Source organism: Stenotrophobium rhamnosiphilum, assembly GCF_003052265.1.
GTDB classification, from domain to species: domain Bacteria; phylum Pseudomonadota; class Gammaproteobacteria; order Nevskiales; family Nevskiaceae; genus Stenotrophobium; species Stenotrophobium rhamnosiphilum.
The window spans coordinates 429784-454287 of the sequence record NZ_QANS01000004.1; the positions used below are offsets into that span (position 1 = coordinate 429784).

General features: G+C 53.0%; 24 protein-coding genes and 3 tRNA genes. 18 read left to right on the forward strand and 9 right to left on the reverse strand.

The window, feature by feature from the left end:
- Window positions 1-4: 4 nt before the first annotated feature.
- From CJD38_RS12775 to CJD38_RS12850, 16 genes are all read left to right on the forward strand, one after another.
- Window positions 5-1525, forward strand: a complete 1521-nt coding sequence (locus CJD38_RS12775) for a fumarate hydratase (protein ID WP_107940736.1) — start codon at window positions 5-7, stop codon at window positions 1523-1525.
- Between the two features lie 20 nt (window positions 1526-1545).
- A complete protein-coding gene (locus tag CJD38_RS12780) occupies window positions 1546-2052 on the forward strand; it encodes a disulfide bond formation protein B (protein ID WP_107940737.1) in 507 nt (168 codons plus the stop codon).
- 32 nt (window positions 2053-2084) lie between these two features.
- Window positions 2085-2567: a ribonuclease E activity regulator RraA gene (rraA, locus tag CJD38_RS12785; RefSeq protein WP_107940738.1), complete on the forward strand. Its 483-nt coding sequence runs from the start codon at window positions 2085-2087 to the stop codon at window positions 2565-2567.
- Window positions 2568-2643: 76 nt separating this feature from the next.
- Complete coding sequence (locus tag CJD38_RS12790; protein WP_107940739.1) at window positions 2644-4008, forward strand: MATE family efflux transporter; 1365 nt, start codon at window positions 2644-2646, stop codon at window positions 4006-4008.
- Between the two features lie 54 nt (window positions 4009-4062).
- Complete coding sequence (gene aceB / locus CJD38_RS12795; protein WP_107940740.1) at window positions 4063-5643, forward strand: malate synthase A; 1581 nt, start codon at window positions 4063-4065, stop codon at window positions 5641-5643.
- A 307-nt stretch (window positions 5644-5950) separates the two neighbouring features.
- Window positions 5951-7261, forward strand: a complete 1311-nt coding sequence (gene aceA, locus CJD38_RS12800; protein ID WP_107940741.1) for an isocitrate lyase — start codon at window positions 5951-5953, stop codon at window positions 7259-7261.
- 124 nt (window positions 7262-7385) lie between these two features.
- The gene (locus CJD38_RS12805) at window positions 7386-7940 is read left to right on the forward strand and encodes an SRPBCC family protein (RefSeq protein WP_107940742.1); all 555 of its coding nucleotides are present in this window, start codon (window positions 7386-7388) and stop codon (window positions 7938-7940) included.
- Between the two features lie 159 nt (window positions 7941-8099).
- Window positions 8100-8801, forward strand: coding sequence for a hypothetical protein (locus CJD38_RS12810; protein WP_107940743.1), 702 nt, complete (start codon window positions 8100-8102; stop codon window positions 8799-8801).
- Between the two features lie 215 nt (window positions 8802-9016).
- Window positions 9017-9709, forward strand: a complete 693-nt coding sequence (locus CJD38_RS12815; RefSeq protein ID WP_107940744.1) for a hypothetical protein — start codon at window positions 9017-9019, stop codon at window positions 9707-9709.
- A 137-nt stretch (window positions 9710-9846) separates the two neighbouring features.
- The gene (locus tag CJD38_RS12820; RefSeq protein ID WP_146165982.1) at window positions 9847-10545 is read left to right on the forward strand and encodes a hypothetical protein; all 699 of its coding nucleotides are present in this window, start codon (window positions 9847-9849) and stop codon (window positions 10543-10545) included.
- A 122-nt stretch (window positions 10546-10667) separates the two neighbouring features.
- Window positions 10668-11324: a UvrY/SirA/GacA family response regulator transcription factor gene (gene uvrY, locus CJD38_RS12825; RefSeq protein ID WP_107940746.1), complete on the forward strand. Its 657-nt coding sequence runs from the start codon at window positions 10668-10670 to the stop codon at window positions 11322-11324.
- A gap of 51 nt (window positions 11325-11375) precedes the next feature.
- Window positions 11376-13193 (forward strand): excinuclease ABC subunit UvrC, encoded by a 1818-nt coding sequence (uvrC, locus tag CJD38_RS12830; RefSeq protein WP_107940747.1) that lies wholly within the window; start codon window positions 11376-11378, stop codon window positions 13191-13193.
- 44 nt (window positions 13194-13237) lie between these two features.
- Window positions 13238-13804 carry a CDP-diacylglycerol--glycerol-3-phosphate 3-phosphatidyltransferase gene (gene pgsA, locus CJD38_RS12835; RefSeq protein WP_107940748.1) on the forward strand — a complete coding sequence of 189 codons (567 nt, stop codon included), beginning with the start codon at window positions 13238-13240 and terminating at the stop codon, window positions 13802-13804.
- A 38-nt stretch (window positions 13805-13842) separates the two neighbouring features.
- Window positions 13843-13918, forward strand: a tRNA-Gly gene (locus CJD38_RS12840).
- A 79-nt stretch (window positions 13919-13997) separates the two neighbouring features.
- Window positions 13998-14071, forward strand: a tRNA-Cys gene (locus CJD38_RS12845).
- A gap of 22 nt (window positions 14072-14093) precedes the next feature.
- Window positions 14094-14178: transfer RNA gene (locus tag CJD38_RS12850), tRNA-Leu, on the forward strand.
- A gap of 198 nt (window positions 14179-14376) precedes the next feature.
- Here the strand turns inward: CJD38_RS12850 and dksA are convergent.
- Entirely contained in the window at window positions 14377-15291 is a 915-nt protein-coding gene (dksA, locus tag CJD38_RS18780) for an RNA polymerase-binding protein DksA (RefSeq protein ID WP_276307795.1), read from the reverse strand.
- 255 nt (window positions 15292-15546) lie between these two features.
- Here dksA and CJD38_RS18455 point away from each other — a divergent pair, with 255 nt between their 5' ends.
- Window positions 15547-15690, forward strand: coding sequence for a hypothetical protein (locus tag CJD38_RS18455; protein WP_161554231.1), 144 nt, complete (start codon window positions 15547-15549; stop codon window positions 15688-15690).
- Between the two features lie 60 nt (window positions 15691-15750).
- Here the strand turns inward: CJD38_RS18455 and CJD38_RS12865 are convergent, their stop codons facing one another.
- The 4 genes from CJD38_RS12865 to CJD38_RS12880 are packed head-to-tail and all read right to left on the reverse strand — an operon-like array spanning window position 15751 to window position 19350.
- Window positions 15751-16803, reverse strand: a complete 1053-nt coding sequence (locus tag CJD38_RS12865; RefSeq protein ID WP_146165983.1) for a LysR substrate-binding domain-containing protein — start codon at window positions 16801-16803, stop codon at window positions 15751-15753.
- 39 nt (window positions 16804-16842) lie between these two features.
- Window positions 16843-18084, reverse strand: coding sequence for a beta-ketoacyl-ACP synthase II (gene fabF / locus CJD38_RS12870; RefSeq protein WP_107940751.1), 1242 nt, complete (start codon window positions 18082-18084; stop codon window positions 16843-16845).
- Between the two features lie 51 nt (window positions 18085-18135).
- Window positions 18136-18384 (reverse strand): acyl carrier protein, encoded by a 249-nt coding sequence (gene acpP / locus CJD38_RS12875; protein WP_107940752.1) that lies wholly within the window; start codon window positions 18382-18384, stop codon window positions 18136-18138.
- 42 nt (window positions 18385-18426) lie between these two features.
- Window positions 18427-19350 carry a ketoacyl-ACP synthase III gene (locus CJD38_RS12880; RefSeq protein ID WP_107940753.1) on the reverse strand — a complete coding sequence of 308 codons (924 nt, stop codon included), beginning with the start codon at window positions 19348-19350 and terminating at the stop codon, window positions 18427-18429.
- Window positions 19351-19544: 194 nt separating this feature from the next.
- Between CJD38_RS12880 and CJD38_RS12885 the strand changes: the two genes are divergently transcribed.
- Window positions 19545-20162: a TetR/AcrR family transcriptional regulator gene (locus tag CJD38_RS12885; RefSeq protein WP_107940754.1), complete on the forward strand. Its 618-nt coding sequence runs from the start codon at window positions 19545-19547 to the stop codon at window positions 20160-20162.
- Window position 20163: 1 nt separating this feature from the next.
- On the opposite strand, the gene CJD38_RS12890 is transcribed toward CJD38_RS12885, so the two are convergent.
- The 4 genes from CJD38_RS12890 to CJD38_RS18940 all read right to left on the reverse strand — a co-directional run bounded on the left by CJD38_RS12890 (window position 20164) and on the right by CJD38_RS18940 (window position 24496).
- Window positions 20164-21729: a tannase/feruloyl esterase family alpha/beta hydrolase gene (locus CJD38_RS12890; RefSeq protein ID WP_161554232.1), complete on the reverse strand. Its 1566-nt coding sequence runs from the start codon at window positions 21727-21729 to the stop codon at window positions 20164-20166.
- A 99-nt stretch (window positions 21730-21828) separates the two neighbouring features.
- Window positions 21829-22971 carry an acyl-CoA dehydrogenase family protein gene (locus CJD38_RS12895; protein ID WP_107940756.1) on the reverse strand — a complete coding sequence of 381 codons (1143 nt, stop codon included), beginning with the start codon at window positions 22969-22971 and terminating at the stop codon, window positions 21829-21831.
- A gap of 104 nt (window positions 22972-23075) precedes the next feature.
- The gene (locus CJD38_RS12900; protein ID WP_107940757.1) at window positions 23076-24347 is read right to left on the reverse strand and encodes a tetratricopeptide repeat protein; all 1272 of its coding nucleotides are present in this window, start codon (window positions 24345-24347) and stop codon (window positions 23076-23078) included.
- A gap of 2 nt (window positions 24348-24349) precedes the next feature.
- Window positions 24350-24496, reverse strand: a complete 147-nt coding sequence (locus CJD38_RS18940) for an energy transducer TonB (RefSeq protein ID WP_366511321.1) — start codon at window positions 24494-24496, stop codon at window positions 24350-24352.
- Window positions 24497-24504: the final 8 nt, after the last annotated feature.

Consider the following 24504-nt stretch of genomic DNA (forward strand, 5'->3'; position numbering starts at 1 on the left):
GCACATGACCACGATCCGCCAAGAAGACTTCATCCAATCCGTAGCCGACGCTTTCCAGTACATCAGCTACTACCATCCATTGGACTATGTGAAGGCTTTGGGCGAGGCGTATGAGCGTGAAGAGAATCCGGCGGCCAAGGATGCGATTGCGCAGATCCTGACCAACTCGCGCATGAGCGCTGAGGGCAAGCGTCCTATTTGTCAGGACACCGGCATCGCCACCGTCTTTCTCAAAGTCGGCATGCACGTGAGATGGGACGCGACGCTCAACGTCACCGACATGATCAACGAAGGCGTCAAACGCGCCTACAACCACCCAGACAACAAGCTGCGCGCATCGGTACTCGCCGATCCTGCAGGCAAGCGCATCAACACCAAAGACAATACGCCGGCCGTGATTCACTACGAGATCGTTGATGGCGATCATCTGGAAGTGATCTGTGCGGCAAAGGGCGGTGGTTCTGAAGCCAAATCGAAGATGGCGATGCTTAACCCGAGTGACTCCGTCGTCGATTGGATCATCAAGACCATCCCCAGCATGGGCGCTGGCTGGTGCCCGCCGGGCATCCTCGGCGTCGGCATTGGCGGCACGCCTGAGAAGGCGATGCTGCTCGCCAAAGAATCACTGATGGCACCGGTTGATATTCACGAACTGAAAGCTCGTGGCGCCAAGACTCGCGCTGAAGAACTGCGCCTGGAACTGTTCGAGAAGGTCAACGCACTCGGCATTGGCGCACAGGGCCTCGGCGGTCTCACAACGGTTGTCGATGTGAAAGTACTCGACTACCCAACGCACGCTGCCAACCTGCCGGTTGCGATGATCCCGAACTGCGCCGCAACGCGTCACGTTCACTTTCATCTCGATGGTTCAGGCCCAGCCGTATTGCCGACACCAAGACTCGAAGACTGGCCAAAGGTGACTTGGAAGGCGAACCTCGAAACCTCCAAGCGCGTTGACCTCAACACGCTGACGAAGGAAGAAGTCGCCAGCTGGAAACCGGGTCAGACGCTGCTGCTAAACGGCAAAATGCTTACGGGTCGCGACGCTGCACACAAGCGCATCGCCGACATGCTCGCCAAGGGCGAGAAGCTGCCGGTCGATTTCACCAACCGTGCGATCTACTACGTCGGCCCGGTCGATCCAGTACGTGATGAAGTCGTTGGACCTGCAGGCCCAACCACCGCAACGCGCATGGATAAGTTCACCGAGATGATGCTGGCGCAAACTGGCTTGATCACGATGATCGGCAAGTCCGAGCGCGGCCCAACCGCCATTGAGTCGATCAAGAAGCACAAGAGCGCTTACTTGATGGCCGTTGGTGGCGCTGCCTACTTGGTTGCCAAGGCGATCCGCAGCGCCAAGGTCGTTGGCTTTGAAGATCTCGGCATGGAAGCGATCTACGAATTTGAAGTGCAGGACATGCCAGTCACTGTCGCCGTCGACAGTCAGGGCACTTCTGTCCATGAAACCGGTCCTAAGCTCTGGCAGGCCAAGATCGGCAAGATTCCGGTTGTTACGGCGTAATCAAAAAGAGCATTACAAAAATGAAAATGAGCTTCCGCTTACTCAGCTTCCTCGGCTTTCTGGCCTGCGTGGGCTGCATGGCATTTGCTTTGTATCTCGAACACGGCCTGCACCTTGAGCCATGCCCGATGTGCATTTTCCAACGCGTTGCGATGATCGTGACTGGCATTTTCTTTTTGCTCGGCGCCATTCATGGTCCGAAAGCTTGGGGTCGCTGGATTTACTCAGGCCTCGCGTTGAGCTCTGCACTCGCGGGCGCTTTGATTGCGGCACGTCATGTTTGGTTGCAGTCGCTGCCTCCAGATCAAGTGCCTGCTTGCGGCCCAACCTTGGCCTACTTGCGCGAAATGTTTCCGCTGAGTGAAGTTGTTGCCATGGTGCTGAAAGGCGATGGCGCCTGCGCCAAAATTGTCGGCGAATGGCTGGGCATTTCGCTGCCAGGCTGGACCATGATTGGCTTCATCGCGCTGTTTGGATATGCGCTATCTGCGCCGATCCTCGCCAAAGCTTTCGAAAAGAAAACTTAAAAATTCCAACTCAATTAATAAGAGAATTGAAGATGAGCACTGCTACTACCGATATTTCTGACGCCCATCCCGAACTGCCTGTTTGCGAGCCACTGTTTAGCGATTTTGGCGGCAAAGAAAAATTTCACGGCCCAATTCGCACCCTGAAAATTTTTGAAGACAACGCACTCGTGCGTAGCACGCTGGAGACAGCAGGCAAGGGCGCTGTACTCGTCGTTGATGGCGGCGGCTCTGTGCGTTGCGCACTCGTCGGCGGCAACCTCGGCGTGCTTGCAGTGAAGAACAACTGGGCGGGCATCGTGGTTTACGGTTGCGTGCGTGACTCCGAAGAACTCTCGCAGCAAAACGTTGGCATCAAAGCCATTGCGGCCCACCCGCGTAAGAGCGAAAAAGGGCTGCACAGCGGCCACGTCGACAAGGTTGTGAACTTTGCTGGCGTTACTTTCAAACCCGGCGCATGGCTTTATGCAGACGCTGACGGCATCGTCGTTTCTGACAAGCCCGTTCACAAATAAATCGCTTTTAAGTTTTCACTCGACAACGGCCGCTGTGCTGATGCGCAGCGGCCGTTTTCTATTCTGAGATTTGATCATGCAAGACCTGAGCACAGGCTCTCTGCGTCGCCATTTGACCAGCATGACTTTGTTCATGCTAGTCGGCATGGTGATGCAAACGCTGTACAGCCTGATCGATCTTTACTGGGTCGGGTCTCTAGGCAAAGAAGCCGTGGCCGCTGTCAGTGTTGGCGGCAACCTCATGCTGCTCAGTATTGCGCTGTTGCAGATGTTAGGCGTCGGTACCGTAGCGCTGATTTCGCATGCTACTGGCCGCAAGGACACTGTCGCAGTTCAGCAAATTTTCAATCAGGCCTTGGTTCTGTCTTGGGTTATTGGCCTGCTATTTTTTGGTGTGTGTTTTCTCGGCAGTGATTTCTATGTGCGTAGCTTAAGCAGCGATCCGCTAAGCGAAAAATTAACGCATGAATTTCTGCGCTGGTTTATTCCAGCGATCGCATTGCAATTCACCATGGTGAGCGTGGGCTCAGCGCTACGCGGCATCGGCAATATGCGGCCGGGAATGATTGCGCAGACCGGCACCGTGTTGCTCAACATCATTCTCGCTCCAGTACTGATCTTTGGCTGGGGCAGTGGACATCCGCTCGGGGTAGAAGGTGCTGCGCTATCGACATTCTTGGCAAGCGCCATCGGTGTTGTCGGCTTCGTGTTTTATCTGCGGCGCGGCAAGACCTATCTCAAATTTGATCCACCGCAATGGCGCCGTCCGGACTTCGCTCTGTGGCGCAGATTGCTAGGGATTGGCCTGCCTTCCGGCATGGAATTTGTGCTGCTAACGATCTACATGGTGGTGATCTTTGCAGTCATCAAACCCTTTGGCGCTGAAGCGCAGGCTGGGTTTGGTATCGGCATGCGCTTGATGCAATCCGGCTTGCTGCCCGCAATGGCCATCAGCTTTGCCGTATCCGCCATCGTTGGGCAGAACTATGGCGCCGGCCGACATGATCGCGTCAAAGAGTGCTTTCGCATTGCTGCAATCATTGCGTGTAGCTACATGGCTTTATTGATGGCGCTGGCGCATATCGCGCCGCAGGTTTTAGTGGGCGCCTTCTCGCATGATGCAGCGGTCATCGCCTTTGGTACCGACTATCTGCGCATCGTGTCTTGGAATTTCTTGGCGATGGGCATCGTGATGGTGGCGTCCGGTCTATTTCAGGGGCTGGGCAATACCTGGCCTTCGCTGATCAGTTCAGCCTCTCGGTTGGTGATCATGATCCCTGCGGTGTTGTGGCTGTCGCAGCGTCCAGAGTTCAAGATCAATCAGGTCTGGGTTGTCTCGGTAGTCGCGGTGATTGTCCAGATGCTGCTGTCTCTAACGCTTTTGCGGCTTGAAATCCGCCGCAAATTACGGTTGCTGCGTGGTTTTGCCGGGAACAGCTAGCTATAATTGCCGCCCAAAATTTAACCGCATCATCCCATCTTCACGGAGCACAGCATGAGCTTGCCAAAAGGTATTGAGATCACTGGCGAATTAACGCCAGCCATCAAAAAGATTCTGACCCCAGAGGCGCTCAAGTTCGTCGCCAAGCTGGTCCGCAAGCACGCTCCGGCCCGCGAAAAACTGCTGGCACTGCGCGAAACGCGTCAGGCCCTGATCGACTCCGGCAAGAAGCCTGGCTTCCTCAAGGAAACCAAAAAGATTCGTGACGGCAAGTGGAAGATCGCTGGCATTCCTGCTGACCTGCAGGATCGTCGCGTGGAAATCACTGGCCCAGTTGATCGCAAGATGGTGATCAACGCGCTGAACTCCGGCGCCAAGTGCTTCATGGCGGATTTTGAAGACTCCGCCAGCCCGACTTGGGATCTGATGATGACTGGCCAGATCAACCTGGCTGACGCGGTTCGTCGCAAGATCAGCTACACCAACGAAGCGGGCAAGGAATACAAGCTCAACAAAGACGTCGCGACCCTGATCGTGCGTCCACGTGGCTGGCACCTTGAAGAAAAGCACATCCTGATTGACGGCAAGCCAGCGCCTGGCGGCATCGTCGACTTCGCGCTGTACTTCTTCCACAACGCCAAGGAAGCGATCAAGCGCGGCACCGGCCCTTACTTCTACCTGCCGAAGATGCAGTCGCATCTCGAAGCACGCCTGTGGAACGCGATCTTCGTTGACGCACAGAAAGAACTGAAAGTGCCGCAGAAGACGATCAAGGTCACCGTGCTGATCGAAACCCTGTGGGCTGCGTTCGAGATGGACGAAATCCTCTATGAACTGCGCAACCACATCGTCGCGCTGAACTGCGGCCGTTGGGACTACATCTTCTCCTGCATCAAGACCCTCAACGCCCACGGCGATTGGGTTGTGCCTGATCGTCAGCAGGTCGGCATGGATAAGCACTTCCTCGACAGCTATTCCAAGCTGCTCTGCGAAACCACCCACAAGCGCGGCGCGTTCGCGATGGGCGGTATGGCTGCATTCATTCCAACCAAAGACGCGGTCAAGAACGAAGAAATCTTCGCCAAGGTTCGCGCTGACAAACTGCGCGAAGTGCGCAACGGTCACGACGGCACTTGGGTGGCTCACCCGGGTCTCGTTCCTATCGCCATGGCCATCTTTGATGAACACATGCCGACCCCGAACCAGCTGAAGAAGCAGTTCAACTACAAGATCAAAGCTTCAGACCTGCTGACCAAGCCTGAAGGCCAGATCACAGAAGGCGGCCTGCGCAACAACATCAATGTCGGCATCGGTTACATGGAAGCCTGGATCCGCGGCGTTGGCTGCGTTCCGCTCCATAACCTGATGGAAGACGCTGCAACGGCCGAAATCAGCCGTACGCAGGTTTGGCAGTGGCTCAAGTACGGCGCCACGCTGGCCGACGGCCGCCAGGTGACCCGCGAGCTGGTGCTGAAAATCGTTGACGAAGAAGTGGGGGCTTACAAGCAGCAGCTCGGCGAAGAAAAGTTCTACGCTGGCCGCTTTGTTGAAGCCGCAGGCATCGTTGCCCGCATGTCGACCGCGGCAAAGTGCGAAGCTTTCTTGACGTTGCCCGGTTATCGCTACCTCGACTAAGTCGAGACTCGATAAAAATGATCGATTGGAGCAGGGCGCGAAAGCGCCCTGTTTCATTTGTGTATTAATAACTGTTAGTTAGACGCTACTTCTAATGTGCGTCCCATTTCAGACGAGAACAAAAAATCAGGCCGAAATGCCAATCGGGTAGGGTCATAGCCACCATAAATCGGCATGATTTCCTCGAAATTTTTATCTAATCTGAATAAAGGTTGTGCACTGCAAAAAAAGTGCAGTTATAATCCGCGCCGCAATTTTCCGGACGTAAGTCCGACCTGTTTTTCCACATGACCTCATAGAGGATGTTATGGCCACTCGTGACGAACAAATCAAAGCCCTAGAGTTAGATTGGGCAACCAACCCCCGCTGGAAACTCGTAAAGCGCGGCTATTCCGCTGCTGACGTCGTCCGCCTGCGCGGCAACGTTCAGATCGAGCACACCCTCGCCAAGCAGGGCGCTGAAAAGCTCTGGGCCAAGGTCAACGGCGGCGCCAAGAAAGGCTACGTCAACGCTTTCGGCGCTATCTCTGCCGGTCAGGCGATGCAGCAGGCCAAGGCTGGCCTCGAAGCGGTTTACCTCTCGGGCTGGCAGGTTGCAGCTGACGGCAACACCAGCGAAACCATGTACCCGGATCAGTCGCTGTACGCGTATGACTCCGTGCCGACGATGGTTCGCCGCATCAACAACACCTTCAAGCGCGCTGACGAAATTCAGTGGGCACGTGGCATCGAAGCCGGTCACAAAGATCACGTTGACTACTTCCTGCCAATCGTTGCTGACGCAGAAGCCGGTTTCGGCGGCGTTCTGAACGCTTTCGAACTGATGAAGAACATGATTCAGTCGGGCGCTGCTGGCGTTCACTTTGAAGACCAGCTGGCTGCCGTTAAGAAGTGCGGCCACATGGGCGGCAAGGTTCTGGTTCCTACGCAGGAAGCGATCGAGAAACTGATCTCGGCTCGTTTTGCTGCTGACGTTATGGGCGTGTCCACGATCGTTCTGGCTCGTACCGACGCAGAAGCTGCAAACCTCATCACCAGCGACCACGACGCTAACGACAAGCCGTTCCTCACGGGCGAGCGCACGCAGGAAGGTTTCTACCGCGTGAAGAATGGCCTCGAACAGGCAATCAGCCGCGGCGTTGCATACGCTCCGTACGCTGACCTCGTCTGGTGCGAAACGGGCGTGCCAGATATCGGCTTTGCTCGCGAATTCGCACAGGCTGTACACGCTGCATGCCCAGGCAAGCTGCTGTCGTACAACTGCTCACCTTCTTTCAACTGGAAGAAGAACCTCAACGACACGCAGATCGCGTCGTTCCAGGAAGACCTGTCGGCACTCGGCTACAAGTATCAGTTCATCACCTTGGCTGGTATCCACATCAACTGGTTCAACACCTTCCAATTTGCTCACGCTTACGCCCGCGGCGAAGGCATGAAGCACTACACGCAGATGGTGCAGGAACCAGAATTTGCTGCACGCGACAAGGGTTACACCTTCGTTTCGCACCAGCAGGAAGTGGGCGCTGGCTACTTCGACGACGTCACCACCGTAATCCAGGGCGGCTCGTCCTCGGTTAAGGCGCTGACCGGTTCGACCGAAGAAGAACAGTTCCACTAAGAACTGGCTGCATGCTTCACAAGAAAGGGTCGCCTCGTGCGGCCCTTTCTTTTTTTATACGTTGCCTGCATTGCATCTCTGGCGTAACTTCCCGTTACACAAAAAAAATAAAACAGGTGCACAAATGAAATCTCTCAAGACCTTCATGATCAGCGTCATCGTTTTTGTCGTCCTGCTGGTCGGCGTCGGCTTCACGCTACCGAATAGTGCTCACATCGAACGTTCAGTTGTTGTGAAGGCGAAACCAGACGTAGTGTTTCCACTGATCAATAATCTGCACGGATTCATGCGCTGGTCACCTTGGGGCAAGTTGGATCCGCACATGACGCTGACCTACGGCGGCCCTGAAGAAGGCGTTGGCGCGCGACTGAGCTGGAGCGGAAACGCATCAGTTGGCACTGGCAGCCAGGAAATCATTGAAAGCGTTCTCAACCAACGTGTGAAAACCACGCTGCAATTCGGCGGCTATCAACACGCTTCAACCGCAACCTTCACGCTAACGCCACAAGGCGAGGGCACCAAAGTGGCGTGGGCCTACGACACCGCCATGGGCAACGACATCATCAGCCGCTACTTTGGCATGGCGTTGGATGGCTGGATTGGGAACGAGTACGAACGTGGATTGGCGACGTTGGCAAAACTGGCAGAAAGTGAACCAGAAGCAAACACAACGCCGTGATTCTTGCCGCACGATAAATAGCACGATAAATAATTTGCGTAGACCACTTTATTAGCTAGCGCAATCCTCTTTGCCAGAGGATGCCGCTTGAGTAGTCATCTCCCGATAATCGAGGCAAGCCTGTCGACAGAGTCAGGCGCACTTTACGGGAGAATCATCATGCTCAAAAAAATACTGCTCGCTGTTTCTAGTCTCGCCATCCTCGCTGCAGCAAGTGCTGCAAACGCAGGAGGCCCGCCGGTTTATTCTGTCTATCCAGCTACAGCAACCATAAAAGTTAAAGGAACCGAATATCTCCAGGCGGGGGCATCCAAGATTGTTTCTGGTAGCGCCAATAATCAAAAGTTGATTCGATTGGCGATGGGTAACGACATCAACACGCCTTTTCCAAACGAAAAAAATCTTGTTCTTGGGTATGTGCCTTATGGCCCGTTCTATTCATGCGAAGCCCAGTTAGTCGTTTGGAATAAACTTACAAACACAGCTGTTGGTGTGCTTGGTTTTGTAAATAGCTGTCATGGGACTTCGTTTCAAACTTCAAAACCTGCATCTTTAAAAAGCGGCACAAGAACCGACCTTGAAACAACTTACGTGCGCCTTGAAAACACGTCGGATAACTGCAGCTCATTGAATCAGAGCCTACTATCCGGCGACATATATGCTCAGGGGCTTTTAACTCGCAAAGTATTAACGGGCGGTACGGACACTGGGACAAGCTTTAAATTTACCCGCTTTGTCGGAGACGCTTATGATCGTTCTGATGACACAGCTCTAACCGTGGTTGATGGCTCAATCAGCGTTAATTTCACAAAGAAGTTAGGCACGACAAGTCAGGAGCTTTACGAAGAATGCGATGAATAAAAAGTTTCTGCGCATTGTAAAAAGCCGGCCATAAGGTCGGCTTTTTTATAAGACAAAGCTAAATTGCGAATCGCGGCCTAAAGATCAAGTCGCGCTAAGCTTTTTCTCCACCTTGCGCAATCCTCTCTGCCAGAGGATGCCGCTTGAGCATTCATCTCCCGATAATCAAGGTCAGCCTGTCGACAGAGTCAGGCGCACCTTACGGGAGAATCACCATGCTTAAAAAAGTACTAGTCGCTGTTTCTAGTCTCGCCATCCTTGCCGCAGCAAGCGCTGCCAACGCAGGAGGCCCTTCACCTGTTCCTGTATATCCAGCGACTGGCACAGTAAAAATTAAGGGAACCGAACAAATCGCTTCCAGCGCATATAAGATTTTCTCGGTCACAGTAACGAATCAAAAATTGATTCGTTTGATGATGGGCAACGACGTCAATACGCCGTTGCTAAATGAGAAGAATCTTGTTCTTGGCTATATTGGCGATACGAGGTATTGCAGCGGCCAAAATTATGTTGTCTGGAATAAATCCACCTCTCAAATTGTCGGCTTGGTTGCAGCGATTAATGCCTGCAATGGGAATGCTCAGGCTGTTTATCCTGCGAATGGCAAAAGTGGCGCTCATACTTATTTGAGCACTACTGAACTTTATTTTCCAACGACAGAGGACAACTGCAGCTCGTTAAACAAGAGCCATATCTACGGCACGGCATCTGCGCTACAGACTAAATCCGCAAAAATGAATGTAGCTCGTGAAATTACTTTCACGGGCTCGAAAATTACGCGATTGGTTGGAGACGTTACAGATTTTGTAGAAGATGCTGGGCTAACAATTGTTGACGGTACGTTCTCTGTTAACTACACGAAGCAGCTAGGCACTAGCAATCAGAATCTCTCTGGCCTCTGCGAATAACGAAGACTTCCTCGTTTTATAAAAAAGCCGGCCCTTAAAGGCCGGCTTTTTGTCCATGCTGGATTAGTAATAAAAACAAATATGATGGCGATCTTGCTGGCTCTTAATCCAGCTCGCAAACAAGGAAACAAATACTTGTGTCTACTTCAATGCGCGCAGTAATCATCGGCACTGGATTGGGTCTTTGCTTTGGACTTGGGGCTGGATATTGGCTAGGCCAAAATTCTGTCGCCAGTGAAGCGACAACAACGGCCAGCACCTTTGAAGCATCTGCGATTAATTCATCAGCACGAACAAACATTCAAGCGACAACAGCAACTTCTGTCACACCGAGTACGGCTGACACAGGGCCGACAGGCTTGCGTCTGGTCGGAACGATTGTTGATGCGAACCGCAAAAAGTCCAAAGGCTGGCTGCAAGAAATCACAACAGAAGCGACTCAAGCCTTTGCTGAAGGCGATTCAATCACTGGCGGCTATCTGATCGAAGCAATCGGCGCTGACATGCTGACTGCCAGCAAAGATGGTCATCAGTATGTGATTCGTCGCAGCTCAACTCCATCTGCTGCCTCAACAGCTAACAGCGCGCCGGATACAGGTTATTCCCGTTCAGCTGAACGGGAGGCGGCGAGAACAGGGCGTGACTTCGTTGAGCGCCCATCAGCTGTTCGGGGTCGCAATCCACAAGAGCAAACCCTCAAAAGCGGCAGCCACAGGGAACAAGGCGTGCGGCCGATGAGTGCCAAAGGTCTTGCTGGGTGGAAGGACGCCGATCAGAGCGAAAACGCCAGCGACGATGCGGAGCCTGAAGAGCCTGCTGCTAAGGACTCGGAATAAGGCTTTTTAGCCTGTTTGCGCAGTAAAAATGTAGGGATGTATCGCTCATTTTGCAAAAGATTCATTTAGCGCACCCCAGCAGCGTCATTAGGCCTTAATATGTCGCTAGCTAGGAGCTTTTCATGATTAAAATTATGCTGGTTGACGATCACCGTTTGGTACGAGCAGGACTCAAGCGAGTTCTCTCCGAAGTGCCAGACATTGAGATCGTTGCGGAAGCCAGCACAGGCGAAGAAGCACTCGAACTTTCTCGCACGCTGATTCCAGATATCGTCCTGATGGACATCAATATGCCGGGCATTGGTGGCTTAGAAACCACGCGCCGCCTCAAGCAGCGCCTGCCGGATATCAAGATTATTGTCGTGTCGATGCACCTTGAAGAGCCGTACCCCAGCCGCCTGTTGGCCGCTGGCGCCAACGGCTATATCAGCAAGGACTCGGCTGCAGATGAAGTGGTTGCCGCGATCCGTCGTGTTTCGATGGGCGGACATTACGTCGCTGCCGACGTCGCCGGAAACCTGGCTGCCAGCTTGGTCAAGGGCAGCAATGGCGGTTCGCCGTTTGAGCAGCTCTCGCAGCGCGAAACGCAGGTGATGCTGATGGTCACCAAAGGTTATTCGACGCAAGACATTTCAGATCGCCTGCACCTGTCGCCTAAAACGGTCAGCACCTATCGTTATCGCTTGTTTGAAAAGCTGGGCGTCACCAACGACGTTGAGCTGACCCGCATGGCGATGCGTTATGGCCTGCTGGATGAAAAGGCCGAAGCGCTGAGCTAAAACCAGTCGTCCGCGCTTGCATTAATCGCAGCGCGGACACCTCGAATCAACATGAACTCTTCAATAGAACTGTTTGATTCAAAAACGTTTTTATCTCAATTAACCTCGCAACCCGGGGTTTACCGGATGTTTGGCAGCGAGGGTGAGCTGCTTTACGTCGGCAAAGCAAAAAATCTCAAGAAGCGCGTCTCAAGTTACTTCTTGCGCGCCAGCGGCAGCCCCCGCACCGAGATGATGGTCGACCTGATCCGCAAGATCGAGATCACCGTCACCAATACCGAAGATCAAGCGCTGATTCTGGAAGCGACGCTGATCAAGGAACTGCATCCACGCTTTAACGTGATGCTGCGGGATGACAAGAGTTATCCCTATCTCAAAATCAGCGCTCACGAATATCCACGCATCTCGTTTTATCGCGGACCTCAGAAAGGGCCGGATCAATACTTTGGGCCGTTCCCCAGCGCACAGACGGTGCGTTACACGCTCGATACTTTGCAGCGCCTGTTTCGTCTGAGACCGTGCAACGACACTTTCTTTGCACATCGTGATCGGCCGTGTCTGCAGTATCAGATCAAACGTTGCTCGGGCCCTTGCACGGAAATGATTTCGCAAAAGGACTACGCGAGCGATGTACGCAACGCCACGCGACTGTTGCAGGGCCGCGCTGATGAACTCGCCACAGAACTTGGCACGCAAATGGAGCGCGAGGCCGAAGCGCTGGAATTTGAACGTGCGGCACGCTTGCGTGACCAGATTGGCGCCCTCAAGCGTGTGCAGGAGGCGAGGGCAATCAGTGGTGGTACGCGCGATATGGATGTCATCGTCGTCGCGCCACATGCTTCGGCCAGTTGCGTTACGGTGGTGAGCGTGCGCGATGGCCTCAATCTAGGTCATCACAGCTATTTCCCGCGCCACCCACACAATATTGAACCCGCGGTGCTAATAGAAGAATTCATCGGCCAGTACTACCTTGGCAGGCCGATTCCCAAAGATATTCTGTTGAGCGATGAGCCTGAGAATATGGATTGGATTGAGCACACATTGACGACGCAGGCTCAACACAAAGTATCGATCAGCAAACCTGCACGTGGCACGCGCGTGCGCTTGCTGGAAATGACACAGCAAACCGCCTCACAAGCGCTGTCGACGCGTTTAGTGGAGTCGGCGAGCATGGACTCCAGGCTGTTGGAACTACGCAATGCGCTCGATCTGGCAGAACCACCGCAGCGCATGGAGTGCTTCGACATCTCGCACACCGGCGGCGAAAAAGCCGTTGCGTCTTGCGTGGTGTTCAATCACGAAGGGCCACTGAAATCGGCTTATCGAAAATTCAACATCGATGGCATCACGCCCGGCGATGACTACGCTGCGATCAGACAAGCTGTGCTGCGGCGCTATACAAGAGTCAAATCTGGTGAAGTGCAAATTCCAGACGTGTTGTTTATCGATGGCGGACAAGGCCAGCTGAAGTCTGCGATGGACGCTCTGGAAGAAGTCGGCATCGACAATCTGCGCGTCGTCGCGATTGCCAAAGGCCCAACACGCAAACCTGGATTGGAAGAATTGTTGATGCCAGAACAGGATCAGCCTTTGCGACTGCCGCCTGATTCTCCGGCGCTACATCTGATTCAACGCATCCGCGATGAAGCGCATCGCTTTGCGATCACCGGTCATCGCGGCCGCCGTGATAAAGCTCGCGTGACATCGGGCCTGGAAACAATCGAGGGCCTTGGGCCCGCACGCCGTCGCGCGTTGCTCAAAACGCTAGGTGGTTTGCCGCAGGTTAAACGTGCAGTGGTTGACGAGTTGGCCAAAGTTGAAGGCATCAATCGCACGCTGGCTGAGCGCATCTACGCCCACTTCCATTAATTACTGATAAAGTCTCCAGCAATGAATTCTGTGCGACAGGAACTATGCGGCTGACCTTGCCTTTGTGGCTTACGATCTTGCGAGTAGCAGTCATTCCTGTCGTGCTCGCATTGTTCTATTTGCCGATTCCCTATGCGCGCCAAATCGCCACTGTGCTTTATGCAGCGGCGTGTATCACCGATTGGTTTGACGGATGGCTCGCGCGCCGCTGGGGACAAACCAGCAAGTTTGGTGCGTTTCTAGATCCCGTCGCAGACAAACTTCTGGTCGCCGTGTGTCTCGTGATGTTGTTGCACGCCCAAAGCAATGCAAACCCTTTGTTCTCCGTGCTGGTGGCTATCATCATTGGTCGCGAGATCACGATCTCGGCGCTGCGTGAATGGATGGCTGAGTTGGGCAGCCGTGCCAATGTTGCGGTAAGTTGGATCGGCAAGCTCAAGACTGCCTTTCAAATGACTGCAATCGGCATGATGATCTGGGAGATCCCAACCTTCGGGCTGCCATGGTTTGATATGGGTTTTGCACTACTTTTTGTGGCTGCAGCGCTAACAATATGGTCAATGGTCATTTATCTCAAAGCTGCGTGGCCAATGATGAAAGAAAGTGCTTGACTTAAAGTTTGCCGACACTAGAATACGCACCTCGCAACGCGGGAATAGCTCAGTTGGTAGAGCGCAACCTTGCCAAGGTTGAGGTCGCGAGTTCGAATCTCGTTTCCCGCTCCAAGTTTTAATAGAAAACCTCGTTGCCACGAGGTTTTTTAGTTAAAGAGCCAGTAAACTGTGGCTCTAGTTGTTAGCAAATGGCTGCGTGGCAGAACGGTCATGCAGGGGACTGCAAATCCCCGTACGTCGGTTCGACTCCGGCCGTAGCCTCCACTTGCTAGCATTCATTGATCAAGCGACCGTGGCGAAACTGGTAGACGCAGGAGACTTAAAATCTCCCGGCGCAAGCTGTGCCGGTTCGATTCCGGCCGGTCGCACCAATTTTTGAAGCTGCAAATAGAGCAGGGCGCAGGCGTCCTCGCCATTGGCCTCAAAATACACACAACTTAAAAGCCTCTGTCCTGAAAATGGCCAGAGGCTTTGTTTTGCCCGCGTTTTAACAATCTGCGGATTTTTGGGCGCACAAAACAAAAGAGCCACTCGAAAGTGGCTCTTTTGATCAAACGTTTAAAGACTAATTAGCGATCGCGGAACTGCGACTCGATACGCTCGTCCTGACCCTTAACGTCTACGCAAACCGTAGCCGTAGGACGCGCCAGCAGACGCGGAATGCCGATGGCATCGCCAGTCTTCTCGCAGTAGCCATACTCTCTGTCAGCAATGCGGCGCAGAGCGTCGTCAACCTTGTGAAGCAGCAGCGATTCACGCTCACGCAGACGAAGATCCAACCAATGTTCTTCTTCAGCCGTTGCACGGTCTGCCGGATCAGCAAACACTTCGCGCTGGTGCAGACGCTCTTTAACGTCCAACTCGCGCTCCAGAACTTCATTACGCATCTGCAGGAGACGATGGCGGAAGAATTCCAGCTGGCTATCGCTCATGTAATCGCGGTCATGCGATTTACGAATCTGATCTTCAGTCAGCACGCCTTTCGGCGACACGTAATTCGATGGCAATTTGCCGACGAATTTTGGCTTCGCTTTAACTGGAACTGCCGCTTCAGGTCTCACCACGGCTTTCAGCGTAGGAACTGGAGCAGGCTTGGCAACCTCTGCCTTAACAACTGGCGCAGCAACCGGCTTTTTAGCTGGCACTGGAGCAGGCTGCTTTTTAGCGACGACAGGCACAGCCGCTTTTTTGACTGGCTTAGGCTCAGGCTTCTTGGTCGTCAGCGCGCTCTTCAACTTGGCTGCAGCAGCCTTAATTGAGAAGCCAGCGGACGATTTTGCTGCTGGCTTGGACGGCTTAGCGGCCGGCTTCTTAGCCACAACTGGCTTCTTGGCAGGGCTCGCAGCCTTGGCTTTCGCCACAGGCTTCTTAGCAACTACTTTCTTGGCAGCAACTGGCTTTTTCACCGGCTTTGCTTTCGCTACAGGCTTCTTAGCCGCAACCGGCTTGGCCACTTTCTTAGCGCTACTTTTCTTTGCCTTCATCCGAACTCTATCCAAGGGGACTAAAAATTAAGCCGCGGTTTATAACATCTTCACAGCTTATTCGTCAATTTGTCACTACTTAATCGTGCCTTATCGGTGTTTCTATTATTTAACATAATATACATTATGAAGTTTATATACGATTCCACCATTAACTTTTTCTAAGCGACAAACCGAATAAAAATCAATTGTTGGCTTGCCCAATAAAGAGTCCAATGGCGTCGTACAAAACGCACAAGGAAATGGAGCACTGACATGGAATTGTTTACGACTACCGCTGAAATCTTGGTTCTGTCGCTGATTAGCGCAACCTTCATCGCGATGGCTACGACGTCCATTCTTGACTCAGTTGTCGACCAGAAACTGCTAGCCGCGCGTTTTAAATCAATTATCAATTAATTCAAGCGAGTAATCAGAAACCGCTTAACCGATCTCCTCCAGATCCCCCCACGGGATCTACTATTCAGGCCGCCTTTTGGTGGCCTTTTTTTTGGCCGCTATTGGGCCTTCTGATGAGCTAATTGGGGGATTTGCGGCTGTCGCAACGTAGGTTGAAGCGCTCCGCTCGCTATCTTTACGGGCCTCTTCCAACAGCCAGTTGCGGAAAGCACTGACTTCAGGCCGGTGGATTGCTGATCGCGAAGTGACCACGAAATAGGATTTGGTGATCGGGAGCTCAATTGGAAAGAGGATTCGAACCTTTCCTTCCGCAAGTTCCTGGCTGGCCAGCATCGGCATTGCCAGCGTGACCCCCAAACCATCCGCAGCCGCTTCTAGCGCCAAGGTCGAGTGATCCAGCTGCAGGCCACGGCGCGGATCAACCATGGTGGCGCCAGCGTGCTTGAGCCATTTTGCCCATCCTGATTGCTCACGATCCGACAGGCTACTGTCGCCATGAAGCAAGGTGCGGTGGCGCAGATCGTCTGGCGTGAGTAATCGCGGCGACGCCTCGATCAAGCGCGGATGACACATCGGCACGACATAGACCGAGAACAAGGGATCTACATACTCGCCCGGTGGCGGCCCATTACTAAAATGAATCTCGATGTCCGGGCTTTGCGACGGCGTTGTATGGGAATCGCCATCATGGTTGTAGTCAGAGGCATCAATAATTTGCCGACTCGCCAAAATTCGAACATCAACGCCCGGATGTTTAGAAAGAAAACTTTCGAGCCTCGGCACCATCCATCGTGATGCCAAAGTTGAGGTAACGGAGATCGTGAGTCTTGGCGACTGTCCAAAATCGCGTAACTCACGGACCGCTTGTGAGACCGTCTCAAACCCTTGCTGTAATCGAGGCAAAGCCGCTTCCGCTGGTGGCGTCAGTTCAATGCCATGGCTAAGTCGAACAAATAAAGCGATACCCAGCTGATCTTCCAGTGCTTTGATCTGGTGAGTCACCGCTGCAGGCGTTACAAACAACTCATCCGCAGCTTTGCGAAAGCTGCGCAGACGAGCAACCGCCTCGAACATGCGCAGCGAATTGAATGAGGGGTTTCTAGGCGACGCCACGAGGATTAATCATTTAGAGCTAGGTGAGCCGCTATTCAATCACTGTAGACGTTGAAAGATCAAACTACCGTTCGTTCCGCCAAATCCAAATGAGTTCGAAACCACGATACCCACGGCATCGTTTCTTGCTGTTCCGGGCACATAGTCCAGATCACAGCCCTTGCCAGGATTTTCGAGATTGATCGTTGGCGGGATAACCTGATCGCGAATAGACAGCACAGCGAAGATCGCTTCAATACCGCCGGCGGCGCCCAGCAAATGACCCGTCACTGATTTAGTTGAGCTCACCGCAACTTTCATCGCGTGATCGCCGAAAGCTGTCTTGATTGCTTTGGTTTCTGCCAAATCACCGGCAGGCGTCGAAGTGCCATGTGCATTGATGTAGTCAACCTGATCTGGATTAATGCCGGCATCTTTCAATGCATTCTGCATGCAGCGTGCTGCGCCATTGCCATCATCTGGCGGCAAGGTGATGTGATACGCATCACCAGACATGCCAAAGCCAATCAGCTCAGCATAGATACGCGCGTTGCGCTTCTTGGCGTGCTCATATTCTTCAATGACCAACACCCCTGCACCGTCGCCCAGCACAAAGCCATCACGATCCTTATCCCAAGGACGGCTGGCTTTTTGAGGATCGTCGTTGCGAGTTGAAAGCGCCCTCGCCTGACAGAATCCGGCCATGCCTGCGGGAGTCGATGCGCATTCGGCACCGCCGACAATAAATACATCCGCATCGCCAGCCTGAATCAAACGTGCGCCCAACCCGATCGAGTGCGTCGCAGTCGTACATGCGCTCACAGCCGCGAGATTAGGACCAGTAATTTCTAGTTCAATCGAAATGTATCCGGAGATCATGTTGATGATTGATGCCGGAATAAAGAATGGCGAAACACGGCGCGGGCCACTGGCCTGCAACGTCGCGCATTCTTCTTCAATTGTTCCCAAGCCACCGATGCCTGATCCAACGCAGATTCCAATGCGATCGCGATTTGAATTCGTGATGTCGAGACCTGAATCAGTCACCGCCTGCTTTGCAGCAGCAACGCCGTACTGAATGAACGGATCGGTCTTCTTGATTTCCTTCGGGCCCAGATAATCGGCCGCATTAAAGTCTGCGACCAATCCGGCAAAACGCGTCGTGTACGTCGACGTGTCAAATTTCTTGATGAAGTTGATACCGGATTTTCCCGACACCACATTCAACCAAGCGGATTCAATAGTTGATCCAACCGGGGACACAATCCCCATTCCAGTAACAACAACGCGACGACGATTCATGTTTGGACTTCTTCAGACAGAAATTAATAAAGGTAAAACTCAACGCTTGGCTTATGCGGCAGCCTTCGCTGCATGTGCTTTGAGATAAGCGAGCACATCGTTATACGTGCGAATTCCTTCAGCTTCTTCGTCTGGAATATCAACTTCAAACGCCTCTTCAAGCGCCATCACCAACTCAACGGTATCCAGAGAATCGGCGCCAAGGTCTTCTACAAATCGAGCGCCTGGAACGATGCTCTCGATGCTGATGCTGAGTTGCTCAGCAATAATTGCTTTTACTTTGTCTTCAAAACTGCTCATAACATTCTCCAAATAATTAATGCTGGCGCTAGCCAGCGGCGTTTACGCAACTTTTTCCAACACAGCAGAGGCCCACGAGAGCCCTACTCCAAATCCAGAAATCGCTACACAGCGATCAGACTCCAAAAGGTTTTCAGCCAGAACAATCGGAATCGAAGAACTGACGGTATTGCCGTAGTTCTGTGCATAGAAGGCGGTCTTGTCTTCAACCTTCAAGCGTTCAGCGATGTTTTCAACGACGACTCGGCTGCCCTGATGCAACACAAAGCGATCAATCTGTTCCAAAGCAATTCCATTTGCAGCAGCCACGCGCTGCAAACTGCCGGGAACTTGGCTCATCGAAAAACCAAGAACTGCGCGTCCGTCCATCACCAGCGTTCCATCTTCTGATTTACGAATGGACTGTCCCAAACGGCCGGCTGTTCCGAAGTCAAACTTTCCAATTTTCCAAACAGGCGATTCAGTCATCAATGTGACCGTCGCGGCATCTCCAAAGAGAAGCGCAGTTGAGCGATCGCTCTCGCTGACAATTTTGGAATATGGATCTGCGGTAAATAAAAGGCCGCAGCGCAGGCCGTTGTCCTGCATGAATGATTTGATGATGGATAGTCCGTAGACATATCCAGAGCAACCCAGCGAGACATCGAATGAAGCGCAGTTCTCCGATATACCTAATCGATCCTGAACAATCGCAGAGGTCTGTGGAAGTCCTTGGCCATCAGGGTTCTGCGTAACGACAATGACGCAGTCGACGTCAGTCGGGCGGACACGCCCTGAGGCAAATAATTTTTCGGCGGCAGCGACACAAAGATCAGCCGTGTCCTGATCGGATGCCTTGCGCGAAGTCTTTATGACCCCTACTCGATCCTGCAGTGTTTTTAGCGGGATACCGAGTGCATCAATACGAGGTTCTGTGGGAATACGCTGCTCGGGAATCTCAGCATAAATAGCGGAGATACCAATCATTGCGAAGTCATCATCCTGATCATTTCAACGCACTAGCGGTGTAGCTCGGTGCGCCGTAAAACGCCACACGTATCAAGCTTTATATTTTTGAATAAATCCACGATATCAACTATCGGACACTGTGTCCAGTCATAATGTCGTAGACAGCCTGTATTCCATGATTCATTGTTACAAAAATAGAACCCCACTCAGCTATGACCTCGATCACTCGCCGACGCCGCTCTAAAGGTCCAGACACACGCGCTGCTGTGGAAGATGCGATTACTGATGCGATGACCCGGCTTTTAACTTCGGGGCACACTTTTACGTCAGTGAGCGTTGAAGATCTCGCAAAAGAATCCGGTATCGCGCGCTCGACGTTTTATATGCATTTCCGAGACAAGGGCGAACTGGTCAGACGACTAATGAAGCGCGTCACGCAGGAGTTAGTCGGCGCGACAAATGTATGGTTTGAGCATGAGCATCCCGAGCAGCGGGTCGTCCTGCATCAAGCGCTTAAAAGCATTTCTCAGGTCTACATTAAATATCAGGCCATCATGCTTGCGGTGTCCGAGACCTCCGCTTACGACCCGGACGTCGCCGCGATGTTCAAGGAAACGATGATGCACTTGATGGCCAATATGCGCGCCGTCTTGAAAGGCGGCCAGAAAGCAGGATGGGCCAATGCTGATGCTAGCCCTGAAGTTGCGGATGCACTGACCTGGATGGTTGAACGTTGCTGCTTACAGTTGCTTACCGTGCAAAAGCCCGCTCAGCGTGAACGCATGATCGAAGCGCTGACACACGTCATGTCTCGCGCGCTCTATGCCTGATTCAGCGGCAAAGCCAATTCTGCGGATTGGCGCGATCACCCTTCCCTAAATACACCGCCCGCGCAGGCAGCGCACACAGCGGCTCGCTACGCGTAACGCGTCCGCTTTCATCGCGACGCGTTGCAATGATTGCGTCCGGTGCTATGCCCTGCTCCACCCACTTCTCGAGAGCGGTAAGAGGATCGTAGTCACCAGTGTCGTATCCCGGCAGTCGCGGGCCATCACCATTGCCGCAATGTCCCATGCCCGGAACCATGAACATTCTCACCGTGTTCGGCGCTTGCGTTCCAAGGCTTGCTTGAGTCTTGCGCCAATAGTCGATCGTGAAAGCAGGTGGCACTGCGACATCTGCAGTGCCTTGTGTGATCAATAGCTTGCCGCCACTGGCCTTGAATGCACGGAGATCACTGGAAGGCGACATCTCTGCAGAAAATTTCTTCAGACGTGGAAGATCGCGCGCAGGATCAAAGTTTTTTGCGTTGTAATCGGAATCGAAAGCAGGCGTCGCCAACACGTCACGCATCAGCAGCGTTGACCCATATTTGAGCGGGAGCAGAACTGAATCTATCGGCAGGCCTCCTGACATGAAGGGCCAGATCGCACGCAGAATTAAAGGCACGCCGCCACGCCCAGTCCAGAACACTTCTGAACCAAACGGCACACCACCTAAGTTTTCATAATCTGCCGAGCCCGACGGGCCGCCATACCACGCGCGCAATACGCTCACATCGGCTGCGCTCAGACAATCAGGGCTGTCTGCAACAGCGCATTGCAAAACTGCAGGATCAAATTTGCAGTTCTGCGGATCACTCACCACACCATCAGCATCGCCACAGGCTTTAGCAACTGCACGTTGCACGAGCGGCATTTTTTTAGCGTTGAAGATGCTCTTGCCATCGGCAGCAGTGTCCGACAGCAATGTATTAGTCCAAACCATCAGCATTGATAAAACATTCTGCGCGGGTGCTTCTGCAAGAATGCCGTCGAAATCATCCGGAAAGCGCGCAGCTTCCATCAAGCCTTGGCGTCCGCCGTTGGAGCAACCATTGAAATACGCACGCTTCACGTTGAAGCCGTAATAGGCCTGCGTAATCTGGCGTCCGGCAACTGCAACATTATGAATTGCACGCCAAGCATGATCGGTGCGAGCCTCTTGATCATCGCGCGCCCATTTGGTTCCAGCTGGAGTCCATGACTGATGACCCGCGTCAGTCACGATGGTGGCATAGCCACGCGAGATACCGTCCTTGTAGGCAGGATCTTGGGTACGGAGCGTTCCACAAAACGAGCCACAGCCCGCCATGTAGTACTTGCCGTTCCAACGCGATGTCGGCAATCGCAACTCAAAGCCTGCGCGTCCGACAAAACCAGTGACGCGACAATATTCAGGCTGGCCCGCTTCAGGCGACAGCACTTTCACCGACTTAATCTTCAAGTCAGGAATAACGAGATTTTCAAGGACTTCGCAACGCGTTTTAGCATCCGCGTCATTCTTTGCATTTGCCGTCGGCGCAAAGACTGACAGGCCAATAACAATGAACGAAAACTTCAGCAGCGCATTCTTCACGTGAGACTCCTTAACCGACGTGAAGATTATGCAGGAAGCGAACTCACTGCCCCTCCCATGAAGGAAGGGCATAACAAGTTTGCTTACAAACGCTCGCTGTTAGCGGCCGACGATAGACCGCGCAATCACTTCTTTCATGATTTCTGAAGTTCCGCCGTAGATACGCTGAACGCGTGCGTCGCAAAAGAAACGTGAGATCGGATACTCAGTCATATAGCCGTAGCCACCGAACAGTTGCAGGCAGCGGTCAGCCACTTTGAACTGATTCTCTGTGGCAGCGAGTTTGCACATTGCGGCAGTCGGAACATCCAACTTACCTTCGACATACAGCCGCTCACACTGACGCACGAAAGCTTTGGTCATCTCGATGTCAGTCTTCATCTGAGCCAATTCAAATCGAATGTGCTGCAGGCTCGAAATCGGCTTACCGAAAGCTTTGCGGTTTTGCGTATAGTCGATGGTGATTTCCAGCGCGCCTTCGGCGGCCCCAATGGCGCCGATCGACAAGGTCAATCGCTCGCGTGGAAGTTCATCAATCAGATGGCCGAAACCTCGGCCGATACTGCCGAGAACTGCGGTCGCAGGCACGCGCACATCGCTATAAAAAAGCTCTGAAGTGTCGCCGCAGTGCTGTCCGATCTTTTCCAGATTCTGACCACGAGCAAAACCAGGCGTCGTCGCATCAACCAGGAATAACGTCGTGCCCTTGGCACCGGCAGCCGGATCAGTCTTAGCGAAGGTCACAATGACATCAGCATGCTGGCCGTTGGTAATGAAAGTCTTCGAACCATTGATGACAAAGTCATCGCCATCGCGAACGGCATTCATCTTAACGCCCTGCAAATCAGAGCCTGCACCCGGCTCGCTCATCGCAATAGCACCTACAAACTCGCCCGATACAAACTTGGGAAGGTAATACTGTTTCTGAGCTTCGGTCCCGAGGTGATTCACATACTGCGTGACAATGTCCGAATGCACGGCAAGGTTTGCTGCAAGCGCACCAAAGCCCATGCGGCCTACTTCTTCCAGAACGACGCCGGAGAATTCAAATGGCGCGCCTGCACCGCCGTATTCAACAGGAATGTCGACACACAACAGTCCAGCCTCACCGAATTGATTCCACAAACTGCGTGGCGTAATTCCGGCTTTCTCCCACTTTGGATAATGAGGAGCAACTTGATCCGCCAGAAAGCGCTTAACGCTATCGCGAAAGAGTTCGAGTTCAGAGTTGATGTCAGACATTGAAATTTATTCCTACAATTTATTGCCACATAAAAAGATATCGCTCAAAACAAAGCGGCCGCTGGATTACAGCGGCCGCCGAGATTTGTAGGGCAGAACCTCTGCTATTTAGCTAGAGCCTTCTTTCTGTCGATTTCGGTTGTAACAAACTTCACCCAGTTTTTTGCAGACTCCGCCGTGCTCGGATTCTTAGCCGCAGCAGCAAACACGTCTCGCGCCTGCTCAAGCTTCCCTGAGTTATAGAGTGCGTTACCGAGCTGCACTTGGATCTCAGCTGGCTTAGTGATGTTCTTAGCCTTCAGCGCTGAGCGCAGTGCCTCTGCTGCTTCAGGCCATTTGTCGATCTGGAAATAAGCCTGTGCCAAATAAACAAAGTGCTTCGATTCACCCGTCAGCTCGGTCAGCTTCGTCAGCACCGGAATCTGACGCTCGTATTCCTTCGCCATCACCAGCGCTTGAGCGTAAAGCTGCAACGTCTCGGCATTGATCTTGATGACCTTGGCTTTCATGCCGCGAGCAATCAACTGCGCCGCTGGATACGGAATGTCCTGCACCATGTACAGACGCGCCAAGTTCAAGAAGTCGCTTTCGTTCTTCAGCAACTCTGCGCGATAAGCACCGTGCAAGATGTACATCTGCTCTTGCTGACGCTCCAGCAAACCATTCATGCCAGCCAGCTGTTGCCAGTACGATCCATTTTCTGGGTACAGCGAGATCAGAATCTCAAGCACCTTGGCCGATTTGACGTACTGCTTCTCTTCGTAGAACACCGCGCGCAAGAGTGCGAGCCAGTTTTCTTTCGGCACGATGTTCTGCGTGCGTGCGATCTGAAGTGCTTGCAGCAGATTTACTTCGGTCTGCTTGTAGTTCTTCTTCTGGTAATACGCTTGGGCCATCAGCACATAGCCGTCAGCCTGTGGCGTCGTCATGACCGCCATCCATTTCTTAACAACTGAAATAGCCTTGTCGTATTCCTCAGTGATGAAGTAGAGCTGGGCTAGCGTGTGCAGGCCGCCATCTCTCAAGGCATCTGGCAGATTCTTCTGCTGCAATACATTGATGTAAGCGTTGATCGCGCTCTTGGTGTCGCCCTTGGTGTAGAACGTCGCGCCATACATATTCCACAGCGTGGCTTTTTCGTAGTCGTTGAGCTTTTCGTAGCCCGCCTTCATCGAATCCAGCGCAGTGATCGCGCCGTTGTAGTCTTTGGCTTCAAACGCTTTCTGCGCGACGTCCATCTTTTTATAGACTTCGGCGCGAATCACCTGCGTTTGTTTTGTAGGTGGTTTGACCGGTGGTGGCTTTTTGTCAGCCGCGAAGGTTTGCGTTGCCAGCGCTACGCACAGTACCGCTGCTATCGAGCGAAGGATGCGCATGGCTACTTCTTTTCCATCTTGAATGAGATCAAGTGCTGAACATGGGGCACGGAGACCGGCTTGCCATTCTCAACACGCGGCTTGTATTTGAATTTCAGAACAGCACGCTTGGCGGCTTCGTTGAAGACGTTTGGTGGCTGGGCTTCGATGACGACGG

Bases quoted from the DNA above. Each gene is read 5' to 3' on its own strand.
- acpP (WP_107940752.1), bottom strand. From the start codon at position 18,384: ATGAGCAGTTTTGAAGACAAAGTAAAAGCAATTATTGCTGAGCAACTC.
- CJD38_RS12780 (WP_107940737.1), top strand. From the start codon at position 1,546: ATGAAAATGAGCTTCCGCTTACTCAGCTTCCTCGGCTTTCTGGCCTGC.
- CJD38_RS12900 (WP_107940757.1), bottom strand. From the start codon at position 24,347: ATGCGCATCCTTCGCTCGATAGCAGCGGTACTGTGCGTAGCGCTGGCA.
- CJD38_RS12885 (WP_107940754.1), top strand. From the start codon at position 19,545: ATGACCTCGATCACTCGCCGACGCCGCTCTAAAGGTCCAGACACACGC.
- aceA (WP_107940741.1), top strand. From the start codon at position 5,951: ATGGCCACTCGTGACGAACAAATCAAAGCCCTAGAGTTAGATTGGGCA.
- CJD38_RS12810 (WP_107940743.1), top strand. From the start codon at position 8,100: ATGCTCAAAAAAATACTGCTCGCTGTTTCTAGTCTCGCCATCCTCGCT.
- CJD38_RS12815 (WP_107940744.1), top strand. From the start codon at position 9,017: ATGCTTAAAAAAGTACTAGTCGCTGTTTCTAGTCTCGCCATCCTTGCC.
- uvrC (WP_107940747.1), top strand. From the start codon at position 11,376: ATGAACTCTTCAATAGAACTGTTTGATTCAAAAACGTTTTTATCTCAA.
- CJD38_RS12895 (WP_107940756.1), bottom strand. From the start codon at position 22,971: ATGTCTGACATCAACTCTGAACTCGAACTCTTTCGCGATAGCGTTAAG.
- rraA (WP_107940738.1), top strand. From the start codon at position 2,085: ATGAGCACTGCTACTACCGATATTTCTGACGCCCATCCCGAACTGCCT.
- CJD38_RS18455 (WP_161554231.1), top strand. From the start codon at position 15,547: ATGGAATTGTTTACGACTACCGCTGAAATCTTGGTTCTGTCGCTGATT.
- CJD38_RS12880 (WP_107940753.1), bottom strand. From the start codon at position 19,350: ATGATTGGTATCTCCGCTATTTATGCTGAGATTCCCGAGCAGCGTATT.
- uvrY (WP_107940746.1), top strand. From the start codon at position 10,668: ATGATTAAAATTATGCTGGTTGACGATCACCGTTTGGTACGAGCAGGA.
- CJD38_RS12790 (WP_107940739.1), top strand. From the start codon at position 2,644: ATGCAAGACCTGAGCACAGGCTCTCTGCGTCGCCATTTGACCAGCATG.
- CJD38_RS12775 (WP_107940736.1), top strand. From the start codon at position 5: ATGACCACGATCCGCCAAGAAGACTTCATCCAATCCGTAGCCGACGCT.
- dksA (WP_276307795.1), bottom strand. From the start codon at position 15,291: ATGAAGGCAAAGAAAAGTAGCGCTAAGAAAGTGGCCAAGCCGGTTGCG.
- CJD38_RS12805 (WP_107940742.1), top strand. From the start codon at position 7,386: ATGAAATCTCTCAAGACCTTCATGATCAGCGTCATCGTTTTTGTCGTC.
- aceB (WP_107940740.1), top strand. From the start codon at position 4,063: ATGAGCTTGCCAAAAGGTATTGAGATCACTGGCGAATTAACGCCAGCC.
- fabF (WP_107940751.1), bottom strand. From the start codon at position 18,084: ATGAATCGTCGTCGCGTTGTTGTTACTGGAATGGGGATTGTGTCCCCG.
- pgsA (WP_107940748.1), top strand. From the start codon at position 13,238: ATGCGGCTGACCTTGCCTTTGTGGCTTACGATCTTGCGAGTAGCAGTC.